Genomic DNA, 20,641 nt, shown 5'->3' with positions numbered 1-20,641 from the left:
GGAGCTGTCGCGTAGCGACTGAGGGGGCCGCGCAGCGGCTACGAAATCCCCGCCAGCACCCGCGCCAGCGCTTCCTCATCCTCGAACCGCGCCCGTACGGGCCAGGCGGCCACCCGCTCGCGCCAGGCCGGCGGCAGGCGGATCCAGTCCTTTTCGGTGGTGACCAGGCTGGCGCCGAGGTCCCGCGCCCGTTCGGCGAGGCCGCGCAGGGTGTCTTCGCTGTAGGCGCCATGGTCGGGGAAGGGGGCGAAGTCGACGAGGTCGCAGCCGGCGGCCTGCAGGGCGCGCTCGACCTTCCACGGCTTGCCGACGCCGGCGAAGCCCACCTGCGGGCCGCCCGGCGGCGGGGCGGACGGCTCCAGCCGGGCGATCAGCACGGGCTTGGAGGCCAGCAGGGCCAGCAGCTCCGGATCGGCCTGCGGCAGGTCGGCCGGCAGCAGCACGATCACCGCGTCGGCGCGGGCCAGACCGACGGCCAGGGGCTCGCGCATCGGCCCGGCGGGGAACACCCGGCCGTCGCCGAACGGCCATTCGTCGTCGCGGGTCTCGCCGTCGACCACCACCAGCGACAGGGTCTTGGCCAGGTCCGGGTTCTGGTGGCCGTCGTCCATGACGATGACCTGGGCGCCGGCCGCGGCGGCGGCCTTGGCCCCGGCGACGCGGTCGCGCGAGATCCAGATCGGGAAGTCCTGGGCCAGCATCAGCGGCTCGTCGCCGACCTCGCCGGCCTTGTGGCGGGCGGGATCGACTTGCAGCGGCCCCTTCAGCGAGCCGCCATAGCCGCGCGACAGGCCATGGGCCGCCACGCCGCCGTTGGTGAGAACCAGCAGCAGCTCGCGCACGATCGGCGTCTTGCCCACCCCGCCGGCGGTGAGGTTGCCGACGCAGATCACCGGCGCGCCGGGGTCCTCGGGGCTGGCCCTGGCGATGCGGCGGGCGGTGGCGCTCGCCCACAGCCACGACAGCGGCGTCAGCAGGGCGCGGGTCAGGGGGGCGGGGCCGCCTTCGCGGCGATACCACCAGCGGGGGGTGGAAAGCTTCATGCAGCCGCCTCCGGTACAAGCTCCAGGATCCGCGACAGGCCCGCGCGGGCGGCGGCGTCGCGGGCCTCGACGAAGGCCTTGGCGCGGGCGGCCTGGGCCTTCAGCCGCTCGGGCGTCTCGAGCAGGACCGACAGCCGCTCGCCCAGCACCGAGGCGTCGGCATAGGCCACGCCCTCGACGGCGGCGAGGTCGCCGAAGGCGGTCAGCCAGTTCTCGACATGCGGGCCGGACACCACCGGGCAGTCCAGCCGCGCCGGCTCCAGCGGGTTGTGGCCGCCGATCCCGGGGACCAGGCTGCCGCAGACCAAGGCCAGGTCGGCCAGGCGGTACCACAGCCCCATCTCGCCCAGGGTGTCGGCGACGATCACCTCGGCCATCGTGGCGGGCGAACGGCTGCGGCGGACGGCCTCGAGGCCGCGCTCGCGGGCCATCTCCAGGATCTCCTCGCCGCGCACCGGGTGGCGGGGAACGATCACCAGGCGCGGGGCCAGGTGGAAGCCGGCCACGGCGTCGAGGATGACCTCGTCCTCGCCCGGATGGGTGCTGGCGGCCAGCAGCAGCGGCCGGTCGGTCAGCTGGAAACGCAGGCGGGCGTATTCGGCCTCGTCGACCGGCAGAGACGCCGAGCCGAACTTCAGGTCGGCCTCGCCGGCCACGGCTCCGCCCAGGCTGGCGAAGCGGTCGGCGGCGCGGCCGTCCTGGGCCAGGATCAGGTCAAAGCCCGAGAACAGCCAGGCCGCCGCCAGCGGGCGGGCCTGCCAGCTGCGGTAGCTCTTGTCCGACAGCTTGGCCGAGACGAGGGCCAGTTTCGTCCCGCGCGCCTTGGCGGCCAGCAGCAGGTTGGGCCACAGCTCGCTCTCGACGAAGACGGCCAGGTCCGGCCGCCAGTGGTCGAGGAAGCGCGCCGCGCCGCCGGGCGTGTCGACCGGCAGGTACTGGTGGATCGCGCCGTCCGGCAGGCGCCTGGCCAAGAGTTCGGCCGAGGTGACGGTGCCCGAGGTGACCAGGATAGCCGCGTGCGGCCGCTCGGCCCGCAGGCGCTCGACCAGCGGCAGGATCGACAGGCTCTCGCCGACGCTGGCCCCGTGCAGCCAGACCAGCACGCCGTCGGGGCGCGGGACGGCGGGCTTGCCCAGGCGCTCGTTGAGGCGGGCGGGGTCTTCCTTGCCCTTGGCCGCCCGGCGGCGCAGCAGGGCCGGCGCGACGGGCGTCAGGGCCGTGGTCGCGGCGCGGTACAGCGCCAGGGAGAAGGGCAGGCTCACACGCTGCCTTCGGCGGCCAGGGCGCAGGGGTGGGCGTGGCCGCCGCGCTCGATCTGGATCGTGGCGTGGCCGATGCTGAAGCGCTTGGAAAGCTCGCCGCAGACGTCGTGCAGGAACTGGTCGTGGTCGGTCTCGTCGGGGCGGACGATGTGGGCGGTCATCGCCGTCTCGGTGGTGCTCATGGCCCAGATGTGCAGGTCGTGCACCTCGGCCACGCCCGGACGGGCGGCCAGCCAGTCGGCCACGGCCTTGGGGTCGATGCCGCGCGGGGCGGCGTCCAGCGCCAGGTCCAGGGAGTCGCGCAGCAGGCCCCAGGTGCCCAGCACGATGACCACGACGATGGCCAGGCTGACGACGGGGTCCAGCCACAGCCAGCCGGTGGCCCACATCAGCAAGGCGGCGATCACCACCCCGGCCGAGACGGCGGCGTCGGCGGCCATGTGCAGGAAGGCCCCGCGCACGTTGAGGTCGTCCTTGCTGCCGCGCATGAACATCAGCGCCGTGGCGGTGTTGATGGCGATGCCGATGGCGGCGACGACCATGACCGGGCCGGTCTCGACCGGCTGCGGGTCGGCGAAGCGGCGCACGGCCTCCCAGGCGATGGCCCCGACCGCCACCAGCAGCAGGGCGGCGTTGGTCAGCGAGGCCAGGATCGTGCCCTTGCGCAGGCCGTAGGTGCGGCGGCCGGTCGGCGCACGCTTGGCCAGCACCGTCGCGCCCCAGGCCAGCAGCAGGCCCAGCACGTCCGAAAGATTGTGGCCGGCGTCGGCCAGCAGGGCCAGCGAGCCGGTGACGAAGCCGGCGAGCGCCTCGGCCGCCACGAAGGCCAGGTTCAGCGCCGTGCCGATCGCGAAGGCGCGCCCGAAGTCGGCGGGCGCGTGGCTGTGGCCGTGGTGACCATGGCCGTGTCCGTGATGGTGGCCGTGGGCGTGAGCGTGTCCATGGGCGTGGTCATGACCGTGATCGTGGTCATGATCATGGTCGTGCCCATGGTCGTCGTGCCCATGGTCGTCGTGGTCGTGATCGTGGCCCGGATGGTCGTGCGGCATGGGGTCTACATCCCACCAAGGCGGTGCGGGATCAATCTTCTAAACCCGCAGGAGACGGCGGCTGCGCAGGAAGGAACCTCCCCCTATGGGGGAGGCGATCGCGCAGCGATCGGTGGGGGGGAGCGGGTGAAGGGGCGGCCAGCATATCGGAAGCTGAAAACGTCCCCCCTCCGGCCTTCGGCCGCCTCCCCCACAGGGGGAGGTTCCTTTGGGGCGGCTTAGTCCGACAGCCCCACGATCTCTTCGGCGCGTCGGGTCGCCGCCGACAGCCGGGCCTCCCAGTCGCCGACCAGCGCCTCGGGATCATCGCCGCGTCCGGCCCCGGTCGGGCCGTCCCAGACCATGGCGGCCTTGGCGAAGGGCAAGGGGATCATCGTGGCGTCCCACGAGCCCAGGCGGATGCAGGGCTTGGCGGCGAGGCCCACGAAGATCACCGGGGCGCCGGTGAAGCGGGCCAGGGTGGGGGTGCCCTTTTCCATGTGCTCGGCCGGGCCGCGAGGGCCGTCGGGCGTGATGGCCATGCCGCCGCCGTCCTTCACCCACTTGATCATGTCGCGGAAGGCCTGCTCGCCGTGCTTGTTCTTGCCCAGGTCCGACTTCTTGGCCGACGAGCCGCGGATGGCGGGAAAGCCCAGCTTCTCGACCGTGCGGGCGATGAACTCGCCGTCGTTGGACAGCGAGATGAGGGCGCGCATGTCCTGGCGGGCCGGGCTCTGCGGCCAGGACAGCGGCGAGAGCGGGATGCGCGAGTGCCAGAAGCACAGGATCGCGCCCGTGCCCTGGGTGCGGCCCTGCGCCCAGACGCCCTCGGCCTTGTCCTGGCCCTCGACGGTCATGCGCAGGGTGGCGAACACCAGCTTGGAATAGCCGGCGAAGATCGACGACAGGATCTTGATGACGATGGGCGAACGCAGGGGCCTCAAGAGGCGGTCTCCTCGGAGCCGGGAGCGGGGGGCGCGTGGTCGAGGTCCTGGGCCTTGGCCAGGCGGGCGTAGAGGCCCTTGGCGCGGACCAGGCCGGCATGGGTTCCGGTCTCGACGACGCGGCCCTTGTCGATGACATAGATGCGGTCGGCGTGCTTCACGGTCGACAGGCGGTGGGCGATCAGGATCGTCGCGCGGCCGGCCATCAGCCGCTCCAGCGCCGCCTGCACCAGGGCCTCGCTTTCGGTGTCCAGCGCGCTGGTGGCCTCGTCGAGCAGCAGTATCGGGGCGTTCTTGAGGAACGCGCGGGCGATGGCGATGCGCTGGCGCTGGCCGCCCGACAGGCGCGCGCCGGCCTCGCCGACCCGGGTCTCGTAGCCGTCGGGCAGGGCGCTGACGAAGTCGTGGGCGGCGGCCTGGGCGGCGGCGGTCTCGATCTCTGCGTCCGTCGCGTCCGGCTTGGCGTAGGCGATGTTGGCGCGGATGGTGTCGTCGAACAGGAACGGCTCCTGGGTCACCAGGGCGATGCGGTCGCGCAAGCTGGCCAGGGTCACCGCGCGCACGTCGTGGCCGTCGATGGTCACCGCGCCGCCGGCGACGTCGTAGAAGCGGGGGATCAGGTTCAGGATCGAGCTCTTGCCGCCGCCGGACGGACCGACCAGGGCCACGGTCTCGCCCTGGCGCACGTGCAGCGACACGTCGGAGAGGGCCGGGGCGTTTTCGCCATAGGCGAAGTCGACATGGTCCAGCACCACCACGCCGTCGCCGGGCGGCAGGGGGGCGGCGCCGGCCGGCTCGACGATGGCCGGCGCGACGTCGAGCGCGGCGAACAGCCGGCGGGCGGCGGTGAAGCCTTCGCTGAACACTGTCTGCAGGTTGGCCACCTGGCGCAGCGACTGGGCGGCCATCAGCAGGGCGGTGAGGAAGGCGAAGAAGGCCCCGGCGGTCAGGGTTCCGCCCAGGACGCCGGCGCCGGCGGTCGCCCGCCAGCCGGCGTAGACGAAGACGGCGGCGACGATCAGGGTGGTGAAGGCCTCGGTGGCCGGCGCGGCCATGGCCTTGGCGTTGCTGCCCTTGATCAGGTGGTGCTGTCGGCGCTCGACCACCGTGGCGACGCGTCCCTCCTCATAGGCCTCGCGGTTCTCCATCTTGACGATCTTGATGCCGTCGAGGCTCTCCATGATCGCGGTCGACAGGTTGGAGGTCTCGCCCATCGCGCCCTTGGCGGCCTTGGTGGTCTTCTTCGAGAAGCGCCGCATGATCAGGCTGGCCAGGGGGGCCAGAACGATGATGCCGCCCGCCAGGATCGGGTCGAGGGTGAACATCACGTAGAGCGCGGCGATCACGGTGAGGAATTCGCGCACGTAGTTGACCACGCCCGTCGTCGCGGCTTCGCGGATCAGGCCGGCGTCGTAGAGCACCGAGGAGACGTAGGAGCCCGAATGGGCGCCGCGCAGGCGGGCCAGATCGGCCCGGACCAGCTTGCCGAACAACCGCACCTGCATGTCGCCGACGACGCCGTTGCCGATGCGGCTGATCAGCACCGATTGCAGCACCTGGAACAGGCCGCGTCCGATCGCCAGGGCGGCGATGATCGCGGGAATCCGCAGGATGGCCCCCGGCTGGGGATGGGTGATCAGCTCGTCGATCGCCGGCTGGATGATCTGGGCCAGCTGGCCGCTCAGGGTCGCCACGACCACGGCGGCGGCCAGCGAAACCAGCAGGCCCTTCCAGCGCGGCCGCAGGAACTCGCGCCAGACCCGCGCGGCCAGGGCGCGGTTGGAGGTCTCGGTCTCGGCGGCGTCGGTCATGGGCGAGGGGTCGGATTTCGCAGGAGGGCTGTCAAGGACGCCGACGCCGCAGTGCAGCGGCAAACGACACGGGGTTTTGCAATAATCCCCTGTGGGCCCTATCTAGGCGCGTTTTCAGAGGATCGCCACTTGGCCGGTTTCGACCTTTCCACGCGCTGGGGGCGCTTCAAGACCTACCTCCACTACATGTGGAACGATCACGCCTACCTGCGCGTGGGCTTCACCAACGCCCATTGGGTCAGTCCCGAGCTCGTGCGTACCAACCAGCCCTGGCCGTTCCAGCTGGCCTGGTGGAAGAAGCAGGGCATCAAGACGGTGGTGAACCTGCGCGGCGGCTTCGACGGCAGCTTCTACGCGCTGGAGAAGGACGCCTGCGAGCGCCTGGGCATCAAGATGGTCGACTTCACCATCACCTCTCGCGAGGTGCCGATCCGCGCCCGCGTGCACGGCGCCAAGGAACTGTTCGAGACCATCGAGTACCCCGCCCTGATCCACTGCAAGTCGGGGGCCGACCGGGCGGGCATCATGAGCGTGCTATACGCCCACTATCGGCTGGGCCTGCCGATCGAGGAGGCCAAGAAGCAGCTGTCGGGCCGCTACCTCCACATCAAGGAGGGCAACACCGGCGTGCTCGACTACACCTTCGACCAGTACCTGGAGCGCGGCGCGCCCAAGGGCCTGACCTTCACCCAGTGGGTGGACAGCGACGACTACGATCCGGTGGCGATGAAGAAGACCTTCCGCGCGGGCATGCTCGGCAAGGTGCTGACCGACAAGCTGCTGCGGCGGGAGTGAAGTCTTCCCTCTCCCCTTGCGGGAGAGGGTGGCCCCGCGGAGCGGGGTCGGGTGAGGGGTCTCTCAGAACTCCGAGAGCGGAACCTTCGAGGCGGAGAGCTCCACGGACGGGCCTTTCGACCCCTCATCCGTCATCCTGCGGATGACACCTTCTCCCGCAAGGGGAGAAGGATCAGGTCTTACGCCGCGCTCGGATCCAGCAGCTTGTGGGCGTGGATGATGAAGTAGCGCGCGTGGGCGTTGTCGACGGTCGCTTGCGCCTTGGCCTTCCAGGCGGCGTGGGCGTCGTTGTAGGTCGGGTAGGCGCCGACGAATTCCACCTTCGAGAGGTCGCGGAACTCGGTGCCGGCGACATCCTTCAGTTCGCCGCCGATAACGATATGAAGAAGCTGCTTGTCGGACATGGGGGAGCACGATCCTGCGGAAATTATGATTATGGCAGGTCGATATGCCCGACGCGTGACAGGATCAACGGGTGAAGCGCCTCATTCGCGCAAACCAGGCTTGGAACCGTCGGATTCGGCTGGTTGTAGGCGAATTTTCCGCCGCGGTGGTCGGTAAGCAACGCTCCGGCCTCGCCGCAGATCAGGTCGGCGGCCGCCAGGTCCCACTCGCTCTTGGGGCTCAGCGCGATCGCCGCGTCGAAGGCGCCGGCCGCCACCAGGCAGATGCGATAGGCGATGGAGTTGCGGGCCTCGATCCGCATCGGCGGCCAGGGCGTGCGCCAGGCCGGGTGGGCGAACATCTTGGCGTCGCCCAGCATGGCCGAGCCTTCAAGCTCCGTGGTGAGGCTGGGGGCGATGGCCACGCCGTTCAGGGTCGCGCCGCCGCCCAGGGCGGCGGCATAGGTCTCGTTCAGGGCCGGGGCGTGGACGACGCCGACGACCGGCCGGCCGTTCTCGACCACGGCCACCGAGACGGCGAACCATGGCTTGTCCTTCATGAAGGCCACGGTGCCGTCGATCGGATCGACCAGGAACTGGCGCTGCGTGGCCAGGCGGGCGGGATCGTCGACGGTCTCCTCCGACAGCCAGCCGTAGTCGGGCCGGGCGGCGCGCAGGCGTTCCTTGAGCAGGGCGTCGACGGCCAGGTCGGCGTCGGTGACCGGTGAGCCGCCTTCCTTCGACCAGATCTTCACGCCCTTGGCCCGGGCCGCCAGGGCCAGGGCGCCGGCCTCGCGGGCCGCGTCGAGGATCAGGTCGAGGTCGCTCATCATTTGCCCGCGATCGCCAGGCCGTCGACCAGGATGGACGGGCTGTTGCTGGCCCCGCGGATCTCGAGGTCCGAACCGACCACCAGCCGGCCGTAGATGTCGATCAGGTTGCCGGCGACGGTGATCTCGGTGACCGGATAGGCGACCTGGCCGTTCTCGAACCAGAAGCCCGAACAGCCCACCGACCAGTCGCCGGTGTTGCCGTTCAGCGACGGGCCGAACATCGAGGTGATGAAGAGGCCGTCCCTGGCCTGGCCCATCAGCCCGGCCAGGTCGAGGTCGCCCGGTTCCAGGGTCAGGTTGTGGGTCGAGACCCCGGGCGGGCCGGCCGAGCCGCGCGAGGCGTGGCCGGTGGTTTCGAGGTTCAGCTGGCGGGCGCTGGCGCTGTTGAGCAGCCAGGTGGTCAGCACGCCGTCGTCGATCAGGGCGCGATGCACCGTGGCCACGCCCTCGTCGTCGAACGGGGCCGAGCCCAGGCCGCGCACGCGGTGCGGGTCTTCGGTCAGCTGCACGCCGGCGGCGAAGATCCGCTGGCCCAGCTTGTCCTTCAGGAACGAGGTGCCGCGGGCGATCGAGGGGCCGGAAATGGCGCCGATCAGCGGACCGATCAGCGACATGGCCAGGCGGTTCTCGAAGATCACCGGGGCGGTGGTCGAGCCGATCTTGCGGGCGTTGAGGCGCGAGACGGCCTGGCGGCCGGCCTTGTCGCCGATGGCCTGGGGCGTGGGCAGGTCCTGCGCGTGGCGCACCGACCGGCCTTCGCCGCCGCGCTCCATGCCCGCGCCCTCGCCGGCGATGGCCGAGGCCGAGAGGCCAAAGCCCGTGGCCGCGTGCAGGCCCGAGAAGCCGTCGCTGGTGACCAGCCGCCAGGCCGTGGAGCTCCAGCTCGACGAGCCGCCGTCGGAATTGGTCACCCCCTCGACCGCGCGGGCGGCCGCTTCGGCCTCGCGGGCCTGGGCTTCCAGGGTCTCGGCGGTGGGCTCGTAGGTATCGACCAGGTCGAGGTCGGGGAACGGGCCCCTGGCCAGGCGGTCGCGCGGCGCGAAGCCGGCATAGGGATCCTCGGGGGCCAGGCGGGCCATGGCCACGGCGCGCTCGATCAGCTTGGCGCGGGCCTCGGGGCTGACGTCGGAGCCCGAGACGGTGGCGCTGCGGCGGCCGACGAAGACGCGCAGGCCCAGGTCCTTGGCCTCCTCGCGCTCGACTTCCTCCAGTTCGCCCAGGCGTACGCCCACCGAAAGGGACTGGCGCTCGGCGAACACGGCCTCGGCGGCGTCCGCCCCGGCCTTGCGCGCGGCGGCGACGACGTCATGCAACAGGTTTTCGTCCATGGGGCCTTATGACGAGGCGGGGCGGGCGGGGCAAGCGTCGCCGACCCCCGGAAACTCAGGGAATGGCGTAGAACAGCAGGATCACGCCGCCGAAGACGTAGGCCAGCCAGGTGCAGATCATGCCGACGGCGCGCGGGATCGAGACCCCGCCGCTGCGCGACAGGCCCACCGCGTGGATCAGGCGGCCGGCGAACAGCACGAAGCCGACGCCGTGCACGGCGATGATCGGCGCGCCGACCACGGCCAGCACGGCCAGCACGCCGAGGCCGGCGGGGATGTATTCGCTGGCGTTGCCGAAGGCGCGGATGGCCTGGGCCAGTTCCGGAACGCCGCCGTCGCCCAGGGCCACCTTGTGCTTCTGGCGCAGGCGCACGACCAGCAGCGACAGCACCAGCAGCAGGAAGATGTGCAGGCCGGCCCAGAGGGCGGCGGCGTGGCCGGCGGCGGAAACGTCCATGGCGCGGACCCTTCGGAACAGAAAGCGGGGCCGCATATGGGCCTCGCTTCCGCCCGGAAGGCAACCGGTAACGTGGCGTAAGGTTGAGCTTGGACCGCCGCCTACCCCCTTACTCCCGTCATTCCCGCCCTTGTGGCGGGAACCCCTGGTTCCGCTCGCAGGTGAAGTGCAAGCGGCGTGCTGAGCACGCCGCCCCTACTGCCCTTGCGGCTGATAGAGGGTTTCCCGCCACAAGGGCGGGAATGACGGGAATTTAGAGGGAGGGCGTGGACCGCAACATCAGCGCAGGCTGTAGCCGCCGTCCGTGAACAGCGTCGTTCCGGTCGTGAAGCCGTTGCTCAGCAGGAACAGCACCGCCTGGGCGATCTCGGCCTCGCGGCCAGGGCGGCCGACCAGCGAATCCTTGGCCTGGCCGGCGAAGGCGGCTTCGCGGACCTCGGCGGGACGGCGGGCCCAGAGGTCGCCGTCGATCGTGCCGGGGGCGACGACGTTGACGCGCACGGGCGCCAGGTCCACCGCCAGGCCGCGTCCGAAGGCCTCGATTGCGCCGTTGGCGGCGGCGTAGAGCGCCGCGCCCTTGGGCGGCCGGGCGCTGGCGGCGCCGGACATCAGCACCACCGAGCCGTCGGGCGAAAGCCTGGGCGCGGCGGCGCGGACGCACCGCACCTGGCCCCAGAACTTGCCGTCGAACGGCGAGGCGATGGCGGCCTCGTCGGGATGGTCGAAGGGGGCGATCGTGTAGGTCGCGGCCGGAGTGAACAGGTGGTCGATGCGGTCGATCCCGTCGAAGAACCGCGCCACCGAGGCGGTGTCGAAGAGATCGACGGTCGCGGCCCGCGCGCTCGGGCCGAGCTGGGCGCGGGCCGTCTCCAGCCGGTCGGCCGAGCGTCCGCCGATCACCGCGCGGCCGCCGCCTTCGACGAAGGCTTTCGCCGTGGCCAGCCCGATCCCCGAGCCGCCGCCGATCACCACCAGGGTTTTTCCATCGTACTGCATGGCCGGAAGGCTAGGGGGCGGACGAGCACGACGGAAACGACTTGAATTCCAGTCATTCCGGACTTCAGTGCGGGAATGACATCGATCCCCTCCCTGGACCGCTATGGCGGCGTGCGGGCCTTCGTGGCCGTGGCCGAGCATGGCGGTTTCGCCGCCGCCGCGCCGGCGTTGGGCCTGTCGCCCTCGGCCGTAGGCAAGGCAGTGCAGCGGCTGGAGGCGCGGCTGGGCGTGCGCCTGCTGGCCCGCACGACCCGCAGCGTTTCCCTGACCGAGGACGGCCGCGGCTTCCACGCCCGCTGCGTCGCCGCCCTGGCGGGTCTGGCCGAAGCCGAGGCCGAGCTGCTGCAAGGCCGGGGGGAGCCGTCGGGCCTGCTGCGCGTGGCCCTGCCGCCGCTGCTGGGCCGGGCCTTCGTCATGCCCGTGCTGCTGGACCTCGTCGCCCGCTGGCCGGCCCTGCGGCTGGAGGTGGCGTTCGGCGCCCGGGCGGTGGACCTGACCGCCGAGGGCGTGGATCTGGCCGTGCGCGTCGGCGACCTCGACGACCGCGCCGGCCTGATCGCCCGGCCGCTGGGCGTGCAGCGGCGGGTGGTCTGCGCGACGCCGGCCTATCTGGATGCGCGGGGACGGCCGGCGCGCGTCGAGGATCTGCTGGGTCACGACTGCCTGGTCGAGGCCCGCGACGGCCGTCCCACGCCCTGGCCCTATGTCGATGAGAGCGGGACGGCGCGGCTGCTGGCGGTCGACGGCCGCCTGCGGATCGGCGACGCCCTGGTCCTGGCCGAGGCGGCGCGTGCAGGAACCGGGATCGCCATGGTCCCCCGCTGGGTGGTGGCCGAGGACCTGGCCGCCGGCCGGCTGGAGACGGTGCTCGACGGGGTGTTCGACAGTCCGCTGCCGGTGAACCTGGTGTGGCCGCGTACGCCGTATCCCAGCGCCAAGCTGCGGGCGGCGGTGGACGCGCTGGTGGGGCGGTATGGGGCGGAGCGGCCGTGGGACGCTTGATTGCCTCCCTATCCGCCCGTCATTCCCGCCCTTGTGGCGGGAACCCCTCTGTCAGCCGCAGGTGAGGATGGGGCGGCGTGCTCGGCACGCCGCTTGCCCCGCCCGTGCGAGCGGAACCAGGGTTTCCCGCCACAAGGGCGGGAATGACGGGAGGTAGGGGGAAAACCTACCTCTCCCGGGCGATCGGGTAGAGCAGGTGGCGGTCGTCGTAGAAGGGCGTGCGCTTGTAGAACCAGGCCAGCCGCGCGTCGGCGTCGGCGGCGAACTTGGGGTCGGCGGCCAGCTTGGCCTCGAACTCGGCCTTGAGCGCCGGATCGGCGGCCAGCATCTTCTCGGCCAGCGGGGCGATGGCGTAGGGCTCGATATATTCGACGCGGCTCAGCACCTCGGGGACCAGGCCCCAGGCGAAGACGCTCTCGCTCGACTGCGGCTCGAGCAGCAGCACGACGAGGTCGCCCAGCGGCTGGTCGGTCGAAACCCGCACCGAGCCCTTGGGGAAGGTCCAGTCGCGCGCCTGCGTGGTCACCTGCTCGACGCTCATCTGCACGTGGCCCTCGTTGGCGCGGGGCGCGAGCTTGGGGTCCACGAGGCGCAGCATCTCGACCGGCACGGTCCTGGACGCCTCCAGCGTCTCGACCTTCACGCCGTGCAGCTTCAGCCGCTCGATGATGTCGGCGCGGTAGCTGGGCACCCAATAGGCCTTGGGGCGGGCCAGTTGCAGCGTCGGGTGCGAGCCGTAGAACGGCAACTGCCAGAGGTCGGGGTCGGGCTGCCCCAGCCAGCGGATCTCGGTCTTGCCCGAGGCGACGCTGTCATAGGTCTCGTAACGGATGCCCTTGAAGGCCCGGGTCGTGGTCGGCTTGTCGTCGGCGACGAAGTTGGCCGGGATGGTCGCCGGCCGCAGGGCGCTGTCGGCGACGGCGGCGGCGCGCAGCGCATCGCCCTTCTGCGCCAGCAGCTTCAGCGCCGTCTCGATGAAGACGTAGGTCCCCAGCACCCGCTGGGCGTGGGGCTTGAGGCTATGGTTCTCGATCAGGATGGTCGGCACGTGGGCGGCCGAGCCCCAGCCGTTGGAGAACCGCTCGCCCAGCCCGCCGTCCGACAGCCCGGCCTTGGGATCGCGCTCGTCGACGCCGAACACCAGCTCGCCCGGGATGTGGCCCTCGGCCTCCAGGCTCTGGTTCATCGCCGGCTTGAAGGCCTCGTCCAGCCACTTGGCGGTGGCCGGCGAGCGCGACCAGACGCCGTCCTCGCCGTTGTAGCCGTAGGTGACGTCGTACTGGTAATCCATGCCGTCGGTGACGTGGACGTCGACGTAAAGGTCTGCTTGGTACTTGGCCTGAAGCCGCTTCAGCGCCTGCATCTCGGGCTGGTCGAGCTTCATGAAGTCGCGGTTGAGGTTCTGGTTGGTCGCCGTGTTGCGCCAGCCCTGGATACGCGGCCCGCGCTGGTTGGGCCGCGAATAGGGGCCCGAGCGCTCGTGGCCGTCGACCGACAGGATCGGGATCAAGACGAGGTTGACCTTGTCGAGCAGGCCGTCCTTTCCGTGAAACGCCATGTCGCGCAGCAGCATCATGCCCGCGTCCTTGCCGTCGATCTCGCCCGGATGGATGCCGCATTGCACCAGCAGCAGCGGCTTCTTCGGATCCAGCTTGTCGCCGTCCTTGCTGGCGATGACGGCGAAGATCGGCCGGCCTTCGGGCGAGACCCCGAAGTCCTCGACGCGGACCAGCTTGGTCGCCTTGTCGAGCCGGTCGAACCAGGCGCGGGTGTCGGCGTAGGTCGGGCTGAAGTCGTGGCCCGGATCGGCCTCGAACGGCGTCACCCACGGATCGGCCTTGTCGCGGATCAGCGCCTGGCTCGCGCCCTGCCAGTGCGGCGCGGGCGGTAGGAAGGCGTCGTCCCAGGGCTTCTTGGGGGAGGGGATCTCTGCCATCGCCGTGCTCGCCATCAGTGCGACGGCCAGGGCCGCCAGGGTTAGAGTTCGCATTCGGTCCCCCTCGTGGGAGACCCCCTCAGTCGCTCCGCGACAGCTCCCCCAGAGGGGGAGCATCTTGCTGACCAGATCCTCCCCCTATTGGGGAGGTGGCCCAGAGGGCCGGAGGGGGTTCTTCTCCCGTCTACTTCGTCTTCCAGATCGGCTTGCCTTCGCCCGGCAGGCCGAGCCGCGACCACTTCTCGCTGACCGCGTCGACCACCGTCTGGTCCATGCGGATCTCCTCGCCCCATTCCCGTGTCGTCTCGGGCTCCCACTTGTCGGTGGCGTCGAGGCCGATCTTGGAGCCGAGGCCGCTGACCGGGCTGGCGAAGTCGAGGTAGTCGATCGGGGTGTGCTCGATCACCGTGATGTCCCGGGCCGGATCCATCTTGGTGCTGATCGCCCACATCACGTCCTTCCAGTCGCGGGCGTTGATGTCGTGGTCCACGACGATCACCCACTTGGTGTACATGAACTGGCGCAGATAGCTCCAGACGCCCAGCATCACCCGCTTGGCGTGGCCCGGATAGGCCTTCTTCATCGACACCACCGCGATGCGGTAGGAGCAGCCCTCGGGCGGCAGCCAGAAGTCGACGATCTCGGGGAACTGCTGGCGGATCAGCGGAATGAACACCTCGTTCAGCGCCTCGCCCAGCACCGAGGGCTCGTCCGGCGGCCGGCCGGTGAAGGTGGTCAGGTAGATCGGGTCCTTGCGCATGGTGATGGCGGTCACCTGGAAGACCGGGAAGGTCTCGACGCTGTTGTAGTAGCCGGTGTGGTCGCCGTAGGGGCCTTCCTCGGCGTGCTCGTCGAGCAGGACGTGGCCCTCGATGACGATCTCGGCCTGGGCCGGCACCATCAGCGGCACGGTCTTGGCCGGCACGAGGTCGAGCTTGGCGCCGCGCAGCAGGCCGGCGAACTGGTATTCCGACAGGGTGTCGGGGACCGGCGTCACGGCGGCCAGGATCGTGCCGGGATCGGCCCCCAGCACGACGGCGCAGGGCAGGGGCTCCTTCTTGCCGGCCTTCTTGTGGCGGGCGTAGTGCTGGGCCCCGCCGCGATGGGCCAGCCAGCGCATGATCGCCCGGTCCTTGCCCAACACCTGCATGCGGTAGATGCCGAGGTTGAAGTCGTCCTCGCGGTCGTCGCTGGGGCCCTTGGTGACCACCAGGCCCCAGGTGATCAGCGGCGCGGGCTCGCCCGGCCAGCAGGTCTGCACCGGCAGCTTGGACAGATCGATCTGGTCGCCCTTCAGCACCACTTCCTGCACCGGCGCCTTCTTCACCGTGCCCGGGCGCATCGACAGCACCGTCTTGGCCAGCGGCAGCATGTCGATGGCGTCCTTCAGGCCCTTGGGGGGCTGGGGCTGGCGCAGGAAGGCCAGCAGCTCGCCCACTTCGCGCAGTTCGCCCGCGGTGGTCCGCGGCTCGCCGCCCAGCGTCACGCCCATGGCCACCCGCTTGACCGTGCCGAACAGGTTGGCCAGGGCAGGCATCGACGAGCGCGTTCCGTCGGGCAGCAGCACGTGCTCGAACAGCACGGCCGGACCGCCGGTCGCCAGCAGGCGGGTCTGGATCTCGGTCATCTCCAGGACCGAAGAGACCGGCTCCTTGACCCGCACCAGCTCGCCCTGGGCCTCCAGCACGTCGATGAATTCGCGAAGCGAGCGATAGGCCATGGGCGGGGAGACTCCTGGAACGCGGCGGAACCTAGAAGCGGGGGCGCGCCAGGGCAAGGCGAGAGGGCAAGGTGTGGAGGGGGTGTCGAGCGGGCGTCGAGAGCGTGTGGAGAAAGGATGGAGGCCAAGCTTGGTCCTAGGCGCCGCACGCGGGGCGTGATCTCTGCTGCTCCAAAGGTTGCAGGAGCCCGTCGATGACCGATCAAGCCGTCGAAGCCGATCCGCGCGCCGTCCGCCGGGCGGCGATCCTGCGGCTGGTCACGGGGCTGGCCCAGGGCCTGCTGCTGTACTGGCTGTACCAGGCCGACCAGTTCAAGTCCTGGCCCGACGGCCAGCCGATGGTCTATGCGGCGTTCCTGCTGGCCTTCCTGTTCGCGCCGTTCGTGGTGCTGGCCGGGCTTTCGACCATGCGCTGGCCGGCGCTGGCGGCCTGGAAGGGCGTGGTCGTCGTGCTCGCCGCCGGGGTCGGGGCCTATGGCGTGTGGAGCGGCGATCCGTCGGCCTCGGGCGTCAACGGCCTGGGTCCGCTGAGCATACTGGGCGTGGCGGCGCTGATCTTCATCGGCCACCACCTGGTCGAGCCGGCCGACATCGAGCGGCGGCCGATCGCCCGCTTCGCCAGCTATTTCGACATCACCTGGAAGCACGGGGTGCAGCTGGCGCTGGCGGCGGGCTTCACCGGGGCCTTCTGGCTGCTGCTGTGGCTGGCGGCCGTGCTGTTCAAGCTGATCGGCGTCGGGATCATCGAGACGGTCATCCAGACCAAGCTGTTCGCCATTCCGGCCACCACCACGATCTTCGCCGCCGCCGTCCAGTTGACCGACGTGCGGGCCGGCCTGGTGCGCGGGGTGCGGACCGTGGCCCTGACCCTGCTGGCCTGGCTGCTGCCGCTGATGGTGCTGATCGCGGGCGCCTTCCTGCTGACCCTGCCGTTCACGGGGCTGGAGCCGCTGTGGAAGACCCGCAGCGCCACCGCCAGCCTGCTGACCGCCGCCGCCTTCCTCGTTTTGCTGACCAACGCCGCCTATCAGGACGGCACCGAGACGACCGCCCTGGTCCTGAAATGGGCGGCGCGGCTGGCCGGGCTGCTGCTGGTTCCGATCACCGTGCTGGCCGCCTATGGCCTTTCCTTGCGCATCGGCCAGTACGGCCTCAGCACCGACCGGATCATCGCCGCCGCCTGCGTGCTGGTCGCGGCCGGTTACGCGATCGGCTACGCGGTCGCCGCCGTGCGGCCGGGGCCCTGGCTGAAGACCCTGGAGGCGACCAACATCGCCATGGCCTTCGTGGTCATCGTCGTGCTGCTGGCCCTGGTGACGCCGATCGCGGATCCCCGACGGCTGTCGGTCGGCGACCAGGTCGCGCGGCTGCAGGCCGGCAAGGTCAAGGCCGAGGCGTTCGACTACGACTTCCTGCGCTTCCGCAGCGGCCGGTTCGGCCTGGACGCCCTGAAGCGCCTGGCGGCCGGTCCCGACGCCCTCGTCGCCAAGGCGGCCAAGGCCAGCCTCGCCCGCCTGGCGGCGGGGCCCCAGCCGGGGAAGGCCGAGCCGATGGCCGAGGTGATCGTCTATCCCAAGGGGCGGACCCTGCCGAACGGCTTCGAACGCCTGGCCGACCTCAGCGACTCGCCGTGCCGCTTCGCCGCCAAGCCGTGCTCGGCCCTGCTGCTGGACATCGACGGGGACGGCGCCGAGGAGGTGCTGCTGTCGAGCGGGGCGATGCTCGACGTCTTCGGGATGCGCGAGGGCCGATGGACGAAGATCGGCTATGCGTCGAGCGTCTGCGGCCGGGTGGCCGATATCGCCGGGGTGCTGGCGCGCTCGGGCGAGACCGCGACCGTCGCGCCCTCGACCCAGCGCGACGTGGTGCTGGGGGATATCCGGATGGAGCTTCGGCCGCAGGGCGACGCCTGCAACGTGACGGCGGAGGAGGCCCTGGCCTCGCGGCCTAAACCGCCCCCTCGCTGACCGCGTTCAGCCGCGCATAGACCCCGCCCTTCGCCTTCAGCTCAGCGTGGCGGCCTTCCTCGACGACGCGGCCGTTCTGGAAGACGAGGATCCGGTCGGCGCCGCGCACGGTCGACAGGCGGTGGGCGATGACGATCGTCGTGCGGCCCTGCATCAGGGCCTCGGCGGCCTCCTGCACCAGGGCCTCGGTCTCGACGTCGAGCGACGAGGTGGCCTCGTCCAGAACCAGGATCGGGGCGTTGGTCAGGAAGGCGCGGGCGATGGCCACGCGCTGGCGCTCGCCGCCCGACAGCTTGATGCCGCGCTCGCCGACCAGGGTGTCGTAGCCGTGCGGCAGCTTCAGGATGAAGTCGTGAGCCCGGGCCTTCTTCGCCGCCTCCACCACCTGGTCGAAGGTCGCGTCGGGGCGGCCGTAGGCGATGTTGTCGAGCAGGGAGCGGTGGAACAGGGCCGGGTCCTGCGGCACCACGGCGATGGCGCGGCGCAGGCTGCCCTGGGTGACCTTGGCGACGTCCTGGCCGTCGACCAGGATCCGCCCGCCCTGCAGGTCGTGCAGGCGCTGGATCAGCTTGACGAAGGTCGACTTGCCCGAGCCCGTGGGGCCGACCAGGGCCACCTTCTCGCCCGGCGCGATGTCCAGCGAGAAGCGGTCGTAGAGCGGCGCGCCGGCGTTGCGGTAGGCGAAGGTCACGCCCTGGAAGGCGATCGCGCCGGGGCCGGTCACGACGTCGGGCGCGCCGGGGGCGTCGGCGATCTGCGGTGGCAGCGTCGACCAGGCCGCGACGTCCTCGCTGTCGTCGATGCCCTTCTGCAGCATGCGGATGTTCTCGCCCATGTTGCGCAGGTAGCCGCTCATCAGCAGGAACGAGGTCATGGCCGCGACGATGTCGCCGGCGTTGGCCTGGCCGCGCATCCAGGACCAGACCATGGCCCCGGTCAGGCCCGCCTGCAGCACGACCAGCAGCAGGTTCTGGCCCAGCCAGACGTCGGTGAAGCGGTTCCAGGTGACCATCACCGCGTCGCGCCAGGCGGCGGTGACCTGGGCCAGGCGCTGGGTCTCGCGGTCCTCGGCCCCGAAGGCCTTCACGGTCGGGTTGGAGGTCACGGCGTCGGCCAGGGCCCCGCCGATGGCGGAGTCCAGGGCGTTGGACTTCAGGTTGGCGGGGCGGACATAGCGCTCGGTGATCCACAGGTTCACCGACAGGTACAGCAGCACCACGACCAGCGAGATCGCGCCGGCCAGGGGCTGCTTGACCAGCATCACGCCCGACAGGCCCAAGAGCACGATCATGCTGGGCACGAGCCAGATGGTGAAGGCGTCGGTGACGCTGTCGTATCCCCACATGGCGCGGGTCAGCTTGCGCACCGTGGCCCCGGCGAAGCTGTCGGCGTGCCAGTCGGACGAGAAGGCCTGGACGCGGGCGAAGCCCTCGTTGGTCATCTCCTCCATGTTGCGGGCGGCCAGCGGGATCCAGAACCGATGGGCGATGTTGCGGATCAGCGAGAAGGCCAGGTAGACGCCGACGAAGACGGCCCAGGCGCCCCAGGCGCGCGACTTCTCGCCGGCCACGACCACATTGACCAGGTGCTCGGCGGCGGTCGGCAGGGCGACGTCGAAGCCCACCGCGACCAGGGTCAGCACCACCCCGGCGGTGAAGATCAGCTTCCGGCGCAGCCAGAAGCGCGCCAGGAAGCCCAGCACCTGGATGTTGGACAGCGCCCGGCGGCGGCCCTGGGTCTCGTCCTCGTCGTCGAAGTCGCTCATGGGCGGCTAGATAGGCCGGTTGAGGCGGATAGGGAACTTGCGGCGGACAGGCTGCTGCCAAGAATCGGCGCGGGGGCTCATCGGGTCGGCTCCCACGCGTTCTGCGGCAAGGGCCTCGCCGCCTCCCCCTCTTGCCTTCCTGGGCCTTGTGCCCAGGACCCATCGTTCAGCCGCTCAGACCTTTAGCGACTGGCCGAGGTCTGAGCGGTCGCCGGCATGGGCCCTCGCCACAAGGGCGAGGGAGGCGGCTGTGAGGTGGCTAGGACTCTGGAGCCATAGGCGCCAGCGTCCCTCACCCCTCCGCGTCGCTCAGCACCATGGCGAAGGGAACCTGCGCGCCGTCGCGGTTCACATAGCCGCTGACCAGCTTGTGGCCGGGGTTCAGCACGCCCAGCTCGACGTCCTCGGTGGGGAAGACCACGGTGCGGCGGTCGCCGACGCAGACCACCAGCTCGTAGCCGTCATAGGCCCGCTGCGACATCGCCTTGATGCGGCGGTAGTAGGGCTCGCGCTTCCAGGCCGCCGGCTTGCCGGGGTCGACCACCACGTTCAGTCGCTTGCCGTCGCGGTCGGAATACATCAGGAAGCCGGCCTTGTCGGGCCGCCAGGTCTCGTCGAGCTTCTCCGAGGTCAGCCACAGGCAGTGGAAGCCCCGGCAGGCACCCGGACGGGTCTCGTACGAGCCGCAGCCGCCGCCCTTCCTGAAGTGGCCGCACCAGACGCCGTCGGGCTTGTTCAGCTCGTCGATGGCCAGCACCTTGCAGCACATGCCGCAGGAGCCGCAGGCTTTTCCGGGGGCGGGGCCGGGCGCGGGACTTGCGACGACGTCGGTCATTGGGCGGCTCCCGCGAAGGGCTTGGCGGCCATGTCGCGGACGATGCCGAGGTCGACGTCGCCGTCGGCGCGGATCTCGAAGGCGCGGGGGCCGACCAGCACGTTGAGGGTCAGGCCGCCGGCCGCGCCGCGCCTGGCCCAGTCGCGAAAGGTCGCGTGGTAGGGGGCCTTGCGCCAGGCCTGGGGCTGGGCCGGATCGACCTCGACGATCAGCCGCCGGCCGCCGTCCTCGCGGTGCAGGACGAAGCGGGCGCGGTCGGGCCGCCACTCGTCCGACAGGCCCTCGGCGTTCAGCCAGTAGCAGGAGAAGTCGGCGCAGGCCTTGGGGCGGTCGGCGTAGATCGCGCAGCCGGCCCCTTTGCGGAAGTGGCCGCACCAGGCGTGCGGCGCCTTGCCGATGGCCTCGACGCCCATCAGCTTGCAGCACATCCCGCAGTCGCCGCAGCTCCGCTGGCCCACGTTGTTCCCCCGATCGTCAGGGTGCGGAACTTAGCGGGGGTTTGTGACGGTTTTTCAGGTTCCCTCTCCCCTTGCGGG

18 protein-coding genes are annotated in these 20,641 nt (G+C 70.9%); 3 read left to right on the top strand and 15 right to left on the bottom strand.

All coding sequences use genetic code 11. The features are described 5' to 3' along the window. Window positions 1–38: 38 nt before the first annotated feature. The 5 genes from lpxK to AC07N1_RS01265 all read right to left on the bottom strand — a co-directional run bounded on the left by lpxK (window position 39) and on the right by AC07N1_RS01265 (window position 6,088). Window positions 39–1,043, bottom strand: coding sequence for a tetraacyldisaccharide 4'-kinase (lpxK, locus tag AC07N1_RS01285; RefSeq protein WP_494670115.1), 1,005 nt, complete (start codon window positions 1,041–1,043; stop codon window positions 39–41). Then, window positions 1,040–2,305 (bottom strand): 3-deoxy-D-manno-octulosonic acid transferase, encoded by a 1,266-nt coding sequence (locus AC07N1_RS01280; protein ID WP_494670114.1) that lies wholly within the window; start codon window positions 2,303–2,305, stop codon window positions 1,040–1,042. Before AC07N1_RS01280 ends, lpxK begins: the two co-directional genes overlap by 4 nt. Next, window positions 2,302–3,354 (bottom strand): cation diffusion facilitator family transporter, encoded by a 1,053-nt coding sequence (locus AC07N1_RS01275; RefSeq protein ID WP_494670113.1) that lies wholly within the window; start codon window positions 3,352–3,354, stop codon window positions 2,302–2,304. Before AC07N1_RS01275 ends, AC07N1_RS01280 begins: the two co-directional genes overlap by 4 nt. 218 nt (window positions 3,355–3,572) lie before the next feature. Continuing rightward, window positions 3,573–4,277 carry a lysophospholipid acyltransferase family protein gene (locus AC07N1_RS01270; protein ID WP_494670112.1) on the bottom strand — a complete coding sequence of 235 codons (705 nt, stop codon included), beginning with the start codon at window positions 4,275–4,277 and terminating at the stop codon, window positions 3,573–3,575. After that, window positions 4,274–6,088, bottom strand: coding sequence for an ABC transporter ATP-binding protein (locus AC07N1_RS01265; protein ID WP_494670111.1), 1,815 nt, complete (start codon window positions 6,086–6,088; stop codon window positions 4,274–4,276). The genes AC07N1_RS01270 and AC07N1_RS01265 overlap by 4 nt, the downstream gene beginning before the upstream one ends. A 129-nt stretch (window positions 6,089–6,217) precedes the next feature. On the opposite strand from AC07N1_RS01265, the gene AC07N1_RS01260 reads away from it, so the two are divergent. Beyond that, on the top strand, window positions 6,218–6,883 hold the full coding sequence (locus AC07N1_RS01260; RefSeq protein WP_110121114.1) for a fused DSP-PTPase phosphatase/NAD kinase-like protein: 666 nt from the start codon (window positions 6,218–6,220) through the stop codon (window positions 6,881–6,883). 179 nt (window positions 6,884–7,062) lie between these two features. On the opposite strand, the gene AC07N1_RS01255 is transcribed toward AC07N1_RS01260, so the two are convergent. The 5 genes from AC07N1_RS01255 to AC07N1_RS01235 all read right to left on the bottom strand — a co-directional run bounded on the left by AC07N1_RS01255 (window position 7,063) and on the right by AC07N1_RS01235 (window position 10,880). Then, a complete protein-coding gene (locus AC07N1_RS01255) occupies window positions 7,063–7,287 on the bottom strand; it encodes a DUF4170 domain-containing protein (RefSeq protein ID WP_101716954.1) in 225 nt (74 codons plus the stop codon). Window positions 7,288–7,316: 29 nt separating this feature from the next. Next, on the bottom strand, window positions 7,317–8,096 hold the full coding sequence (locus AC07N1_RS01250; protein ID WP_494670110.1) for a 3'(2'),5'-bisphosphate nucleotidase CysQ: 780 nt from the start codon (window positions 8,094–8,096) through the stop codon (window positions 7,317–7,319). Then, window positions 8,096–9,427 (bottom strand): TldD/PmbA family protein, encoded by a 1,332-nt coding sequence (locus tag AC07N1_RS01245; RefSeq protein WP_494670109.1) that lies wholly within the window; start codon window positions 9,425–9,427, stop codon window positions 8,096–8,098. The genes AC07N1_RS01250 and AC07N1_RS01245 overlap by 1 nt, the downstream gene beginning before the upstream one ends. Before the next feature lie 55 nt (window positions 9,428–9,482). After that, window positions 9,483–9,884, bottom strand: a complete 402-nt coding sequence (locus AC07N1_RS01240) for an MAPEG family protein (RefSeq protein WP_494670108.1) — start codon at window positions 9,882–9,884, stop codon at window positions 9,483–9,485. 279 nt (window positions 9,885–10,163) lie between these two features. Then, window positions 10,164–10,880, bottom strand: a complete 717-nt coding sequence (locus AC07N1_RS01235; RefSeq protein WP_494670107.1) for an SDR family oxidoreductase — start codon at window positions 10,878–10,880, stop codon at window positions 10,164–10,166. A gap of 75 nt (window positions 10,881–10,955) precedes the next feature. Here AC07N1_RS01235 and AC07N1_RS01230 point away from each other — a divergent pair, with 75 nt between their 5' ends. Next, window positions 10,956–11,882 (top strand): LysR family transcriptional regulator, encoded by a 927-nt coding sequence (locus AC07N1_RS01230; protein ID WP_494670106.1) that lies wholly within the window; start codon window positions 10,956–10,958, stop codon window positions 11,880–11,882. Between the two features lie 166 nt (window positions 11,883–12,048). On the opposite strand, the gene AC07N1_RS01225 is transcribed toward AC07N1_RS01230, so the two are convergent. After that, window positions 12,049–13,872 (bottom strand): M14 family metallopeptidase, encoded by a 1,824-nt coding sequence (locus AC07N1_RS01225; RefSeq protein WP_494670105.1) that lies wholly within the window; start codon window positions 13,870–13,872, stop codon window positions 12,049–12,051. A gap of 130 nt (window positions 13,873–14,002) precedes the next feature. Further along, a complete protein-coding gene (locus AC07N1_RS01220) occupies window positions 14,003–15,538 on the bottom strand; it encodes a UbiD family decarboxylase (RefSeq protein WP_494670104.1) in 1,536 nt (511 codons plus the stop codon). Window positions 15,539–15,732: 194 nt separating this feature from the next. Between AC07N1_RS01220 and AC07N1_RS01215 the strand changes: the two genes are divergently transcribed. After that, on the top strand, window positions 15,733–17,505 hold the full coding sequence (locus tag AC07N1_RS01215) for a DUF4153 domain-containing protein (protein WP_494670103.1): 1,773 nt from the start codon (window positions 15,733–15,735) through the stop codon (window positions 17,503–17,505). Here the strand turns inward: AC07N1_RS01215 and AC07N1_RS01210 are convergent. The 3 genes from AC07N1_RS01210 to AC07N1_RS01200 form a co-directional block, all read right to left on the bottom strand. After that, window positions 17,486–19,270, bottom strand: a complete 1,785-nt coding sequence (locus tag AC07N1_RS01210) for an ABC transporter ATP-binding protein (RefSeq protein WP_494670102.1) — start codon at window positions 19,268–19,270, stop codon at window positions 17,486–17,488. The genes AC07N1_RS01215 and AC07N1_RS01210 overlap by 20 nt on opposite strands. A 292-nt stretch (window positions 19,271–19,562) precedes the next feature. Next, window positions 19,563–20,105 (bottom strand): YkgJ family cysteine cluster protein, encoded by a 543-nt coding sequence (locus AC07N1_RS01205; RefSeq protein WP_494670101.1) that lies wholly within the window; start codon window positions 20,103–20,105, stop codon window positions 19,563–19,565. After that, window positions 20,102–20,563 carry a YkgJ family cysteine cluster protein gene (locus AC07N1_RS01200; protein WP_494670100.1) on the bottom strand — a complete coding sequence of 154 codons (462 nt, stop codon included), beginning with the start codon at window positions 20,561–20,563 and terminating at the stop codon, window positions 20,102–20,104. The genes AC07N1_RS01205 and AC07N1_RS01200 overlap by 4 nt, the downstream gene beginning before the upstream one ends. Window positions 20,564–20,641: the final 78 nt, after the last annotated feature.

The sequence above is a fragment of the Caulobacter sp. GW821-FHT09B11 genome, assembly GCF_059418205.1.
Note: the sequence above shows the minus strand (reverse complement) of the source record. Positions and strands in the feature narration are given on the sequence as shown.

Bases quoted from the DNA above. Each gene is read 5' to 3' on its own strand.
- lpxK (WP_494670115.1), bottom strand. From the start codon at position 1,043: ATGAAGCTTTCCACCCCCCGCTGGTGGTATCGCCGCGAAGGCGGCCCC.
- AC07N1_RS01275 (WP_494670113.1), bottom strand. From the start codon at position 3,354: ATGCCGCACGACCATCCGGGCCACGATCACGACCACGACGACCATGGG.
- AC07N1_RS01265 (WP_494670111.1), bottom strand. From the start codon at position 6,088: ATGACCGACGCCGCCGAGACCGAGACCTCCAACCGCGCCCTGGCCGCG.
- AC07N1_RS01255 (WP_101716954.1), bottom strand. From the start codon at position 7,287: ATGTCCGACAAGCAGCTTCTTCATATCGTTATCGGCGGCGAACTGAAG.
- AC07N1_RS01250 (WP_494670110.1), bottom strand. From the start codon at position 8,096: ATGAGCGACCTCGACCTGATCCTCGACGCGGCCCGCGAGGCCGGCGCC.
- AC07N1_RS01245 (WP_494670109.1), bottom strand. From the start codon at position 9,427: ATGGACGAAAACCTGTTGCATGACGTCGTCGCCGCCGCGCGCAAGGCC.
- AC07N1_RS01240 (WP_494670108.1), bottom strand. From the start codon at position 9,884: ATGGACGTTTCCGCCGCCGGCCACGCCGCCGCCCTCTGGGCCGGCCTG.
- AC07N1_RS01235 (WP_494670107.1), bottom strand. From the start codon at position 10,880: ATGCAGTACGATGGAAAAACCCTGGTGGTGATCGGCGGCGGCTCGGGG.
- AC07N1_RS01230 (WP_494670106.1), top strand. From the start codon at position 10,956: ATGACATCGATCCCCTCCCTGGACCGCTATGGCGGCGTGCGGGCCTTC.
- AC07N1_RS01225 (WP_494670105.1), bottom strand. From the start codon at position 13,872: ATGCGAACTCTAACCCTGGCGGCCCTGGCCGTCGCACTGATGGCGAGC.
- AC07N1_RS01220 (WP_494670104.1), bottom strand. From the start codon at position 15,538: ATGGCCTATCGCTCGCTTCGCGAATTCATCGACGTGCTGGAGGCCCAG.
- AC07N1_RS01215 (WP_494670103.1), top strand. From the start codon at position 15,733: ATGACCGATCAAGCCGTCGAAGCCGATCCGCGCGCCGTCCGCCGGGCG.
- AC07N1_RS01210 (WP_494670102.1), bottom strand. From the start codon at position 19,270: ATGAGCGACTTCGACGACGAGGACGAGACCCAGGGCCGCCGCCGGGCG.
- AC07N1_RS01205 (WP_494670101.1), bottom strand. From the start codon at position 20,105: ATGACCGACGTCGTCGCAAGTCCCGCGCCCGGCCCCGCCCCCGGAAAA.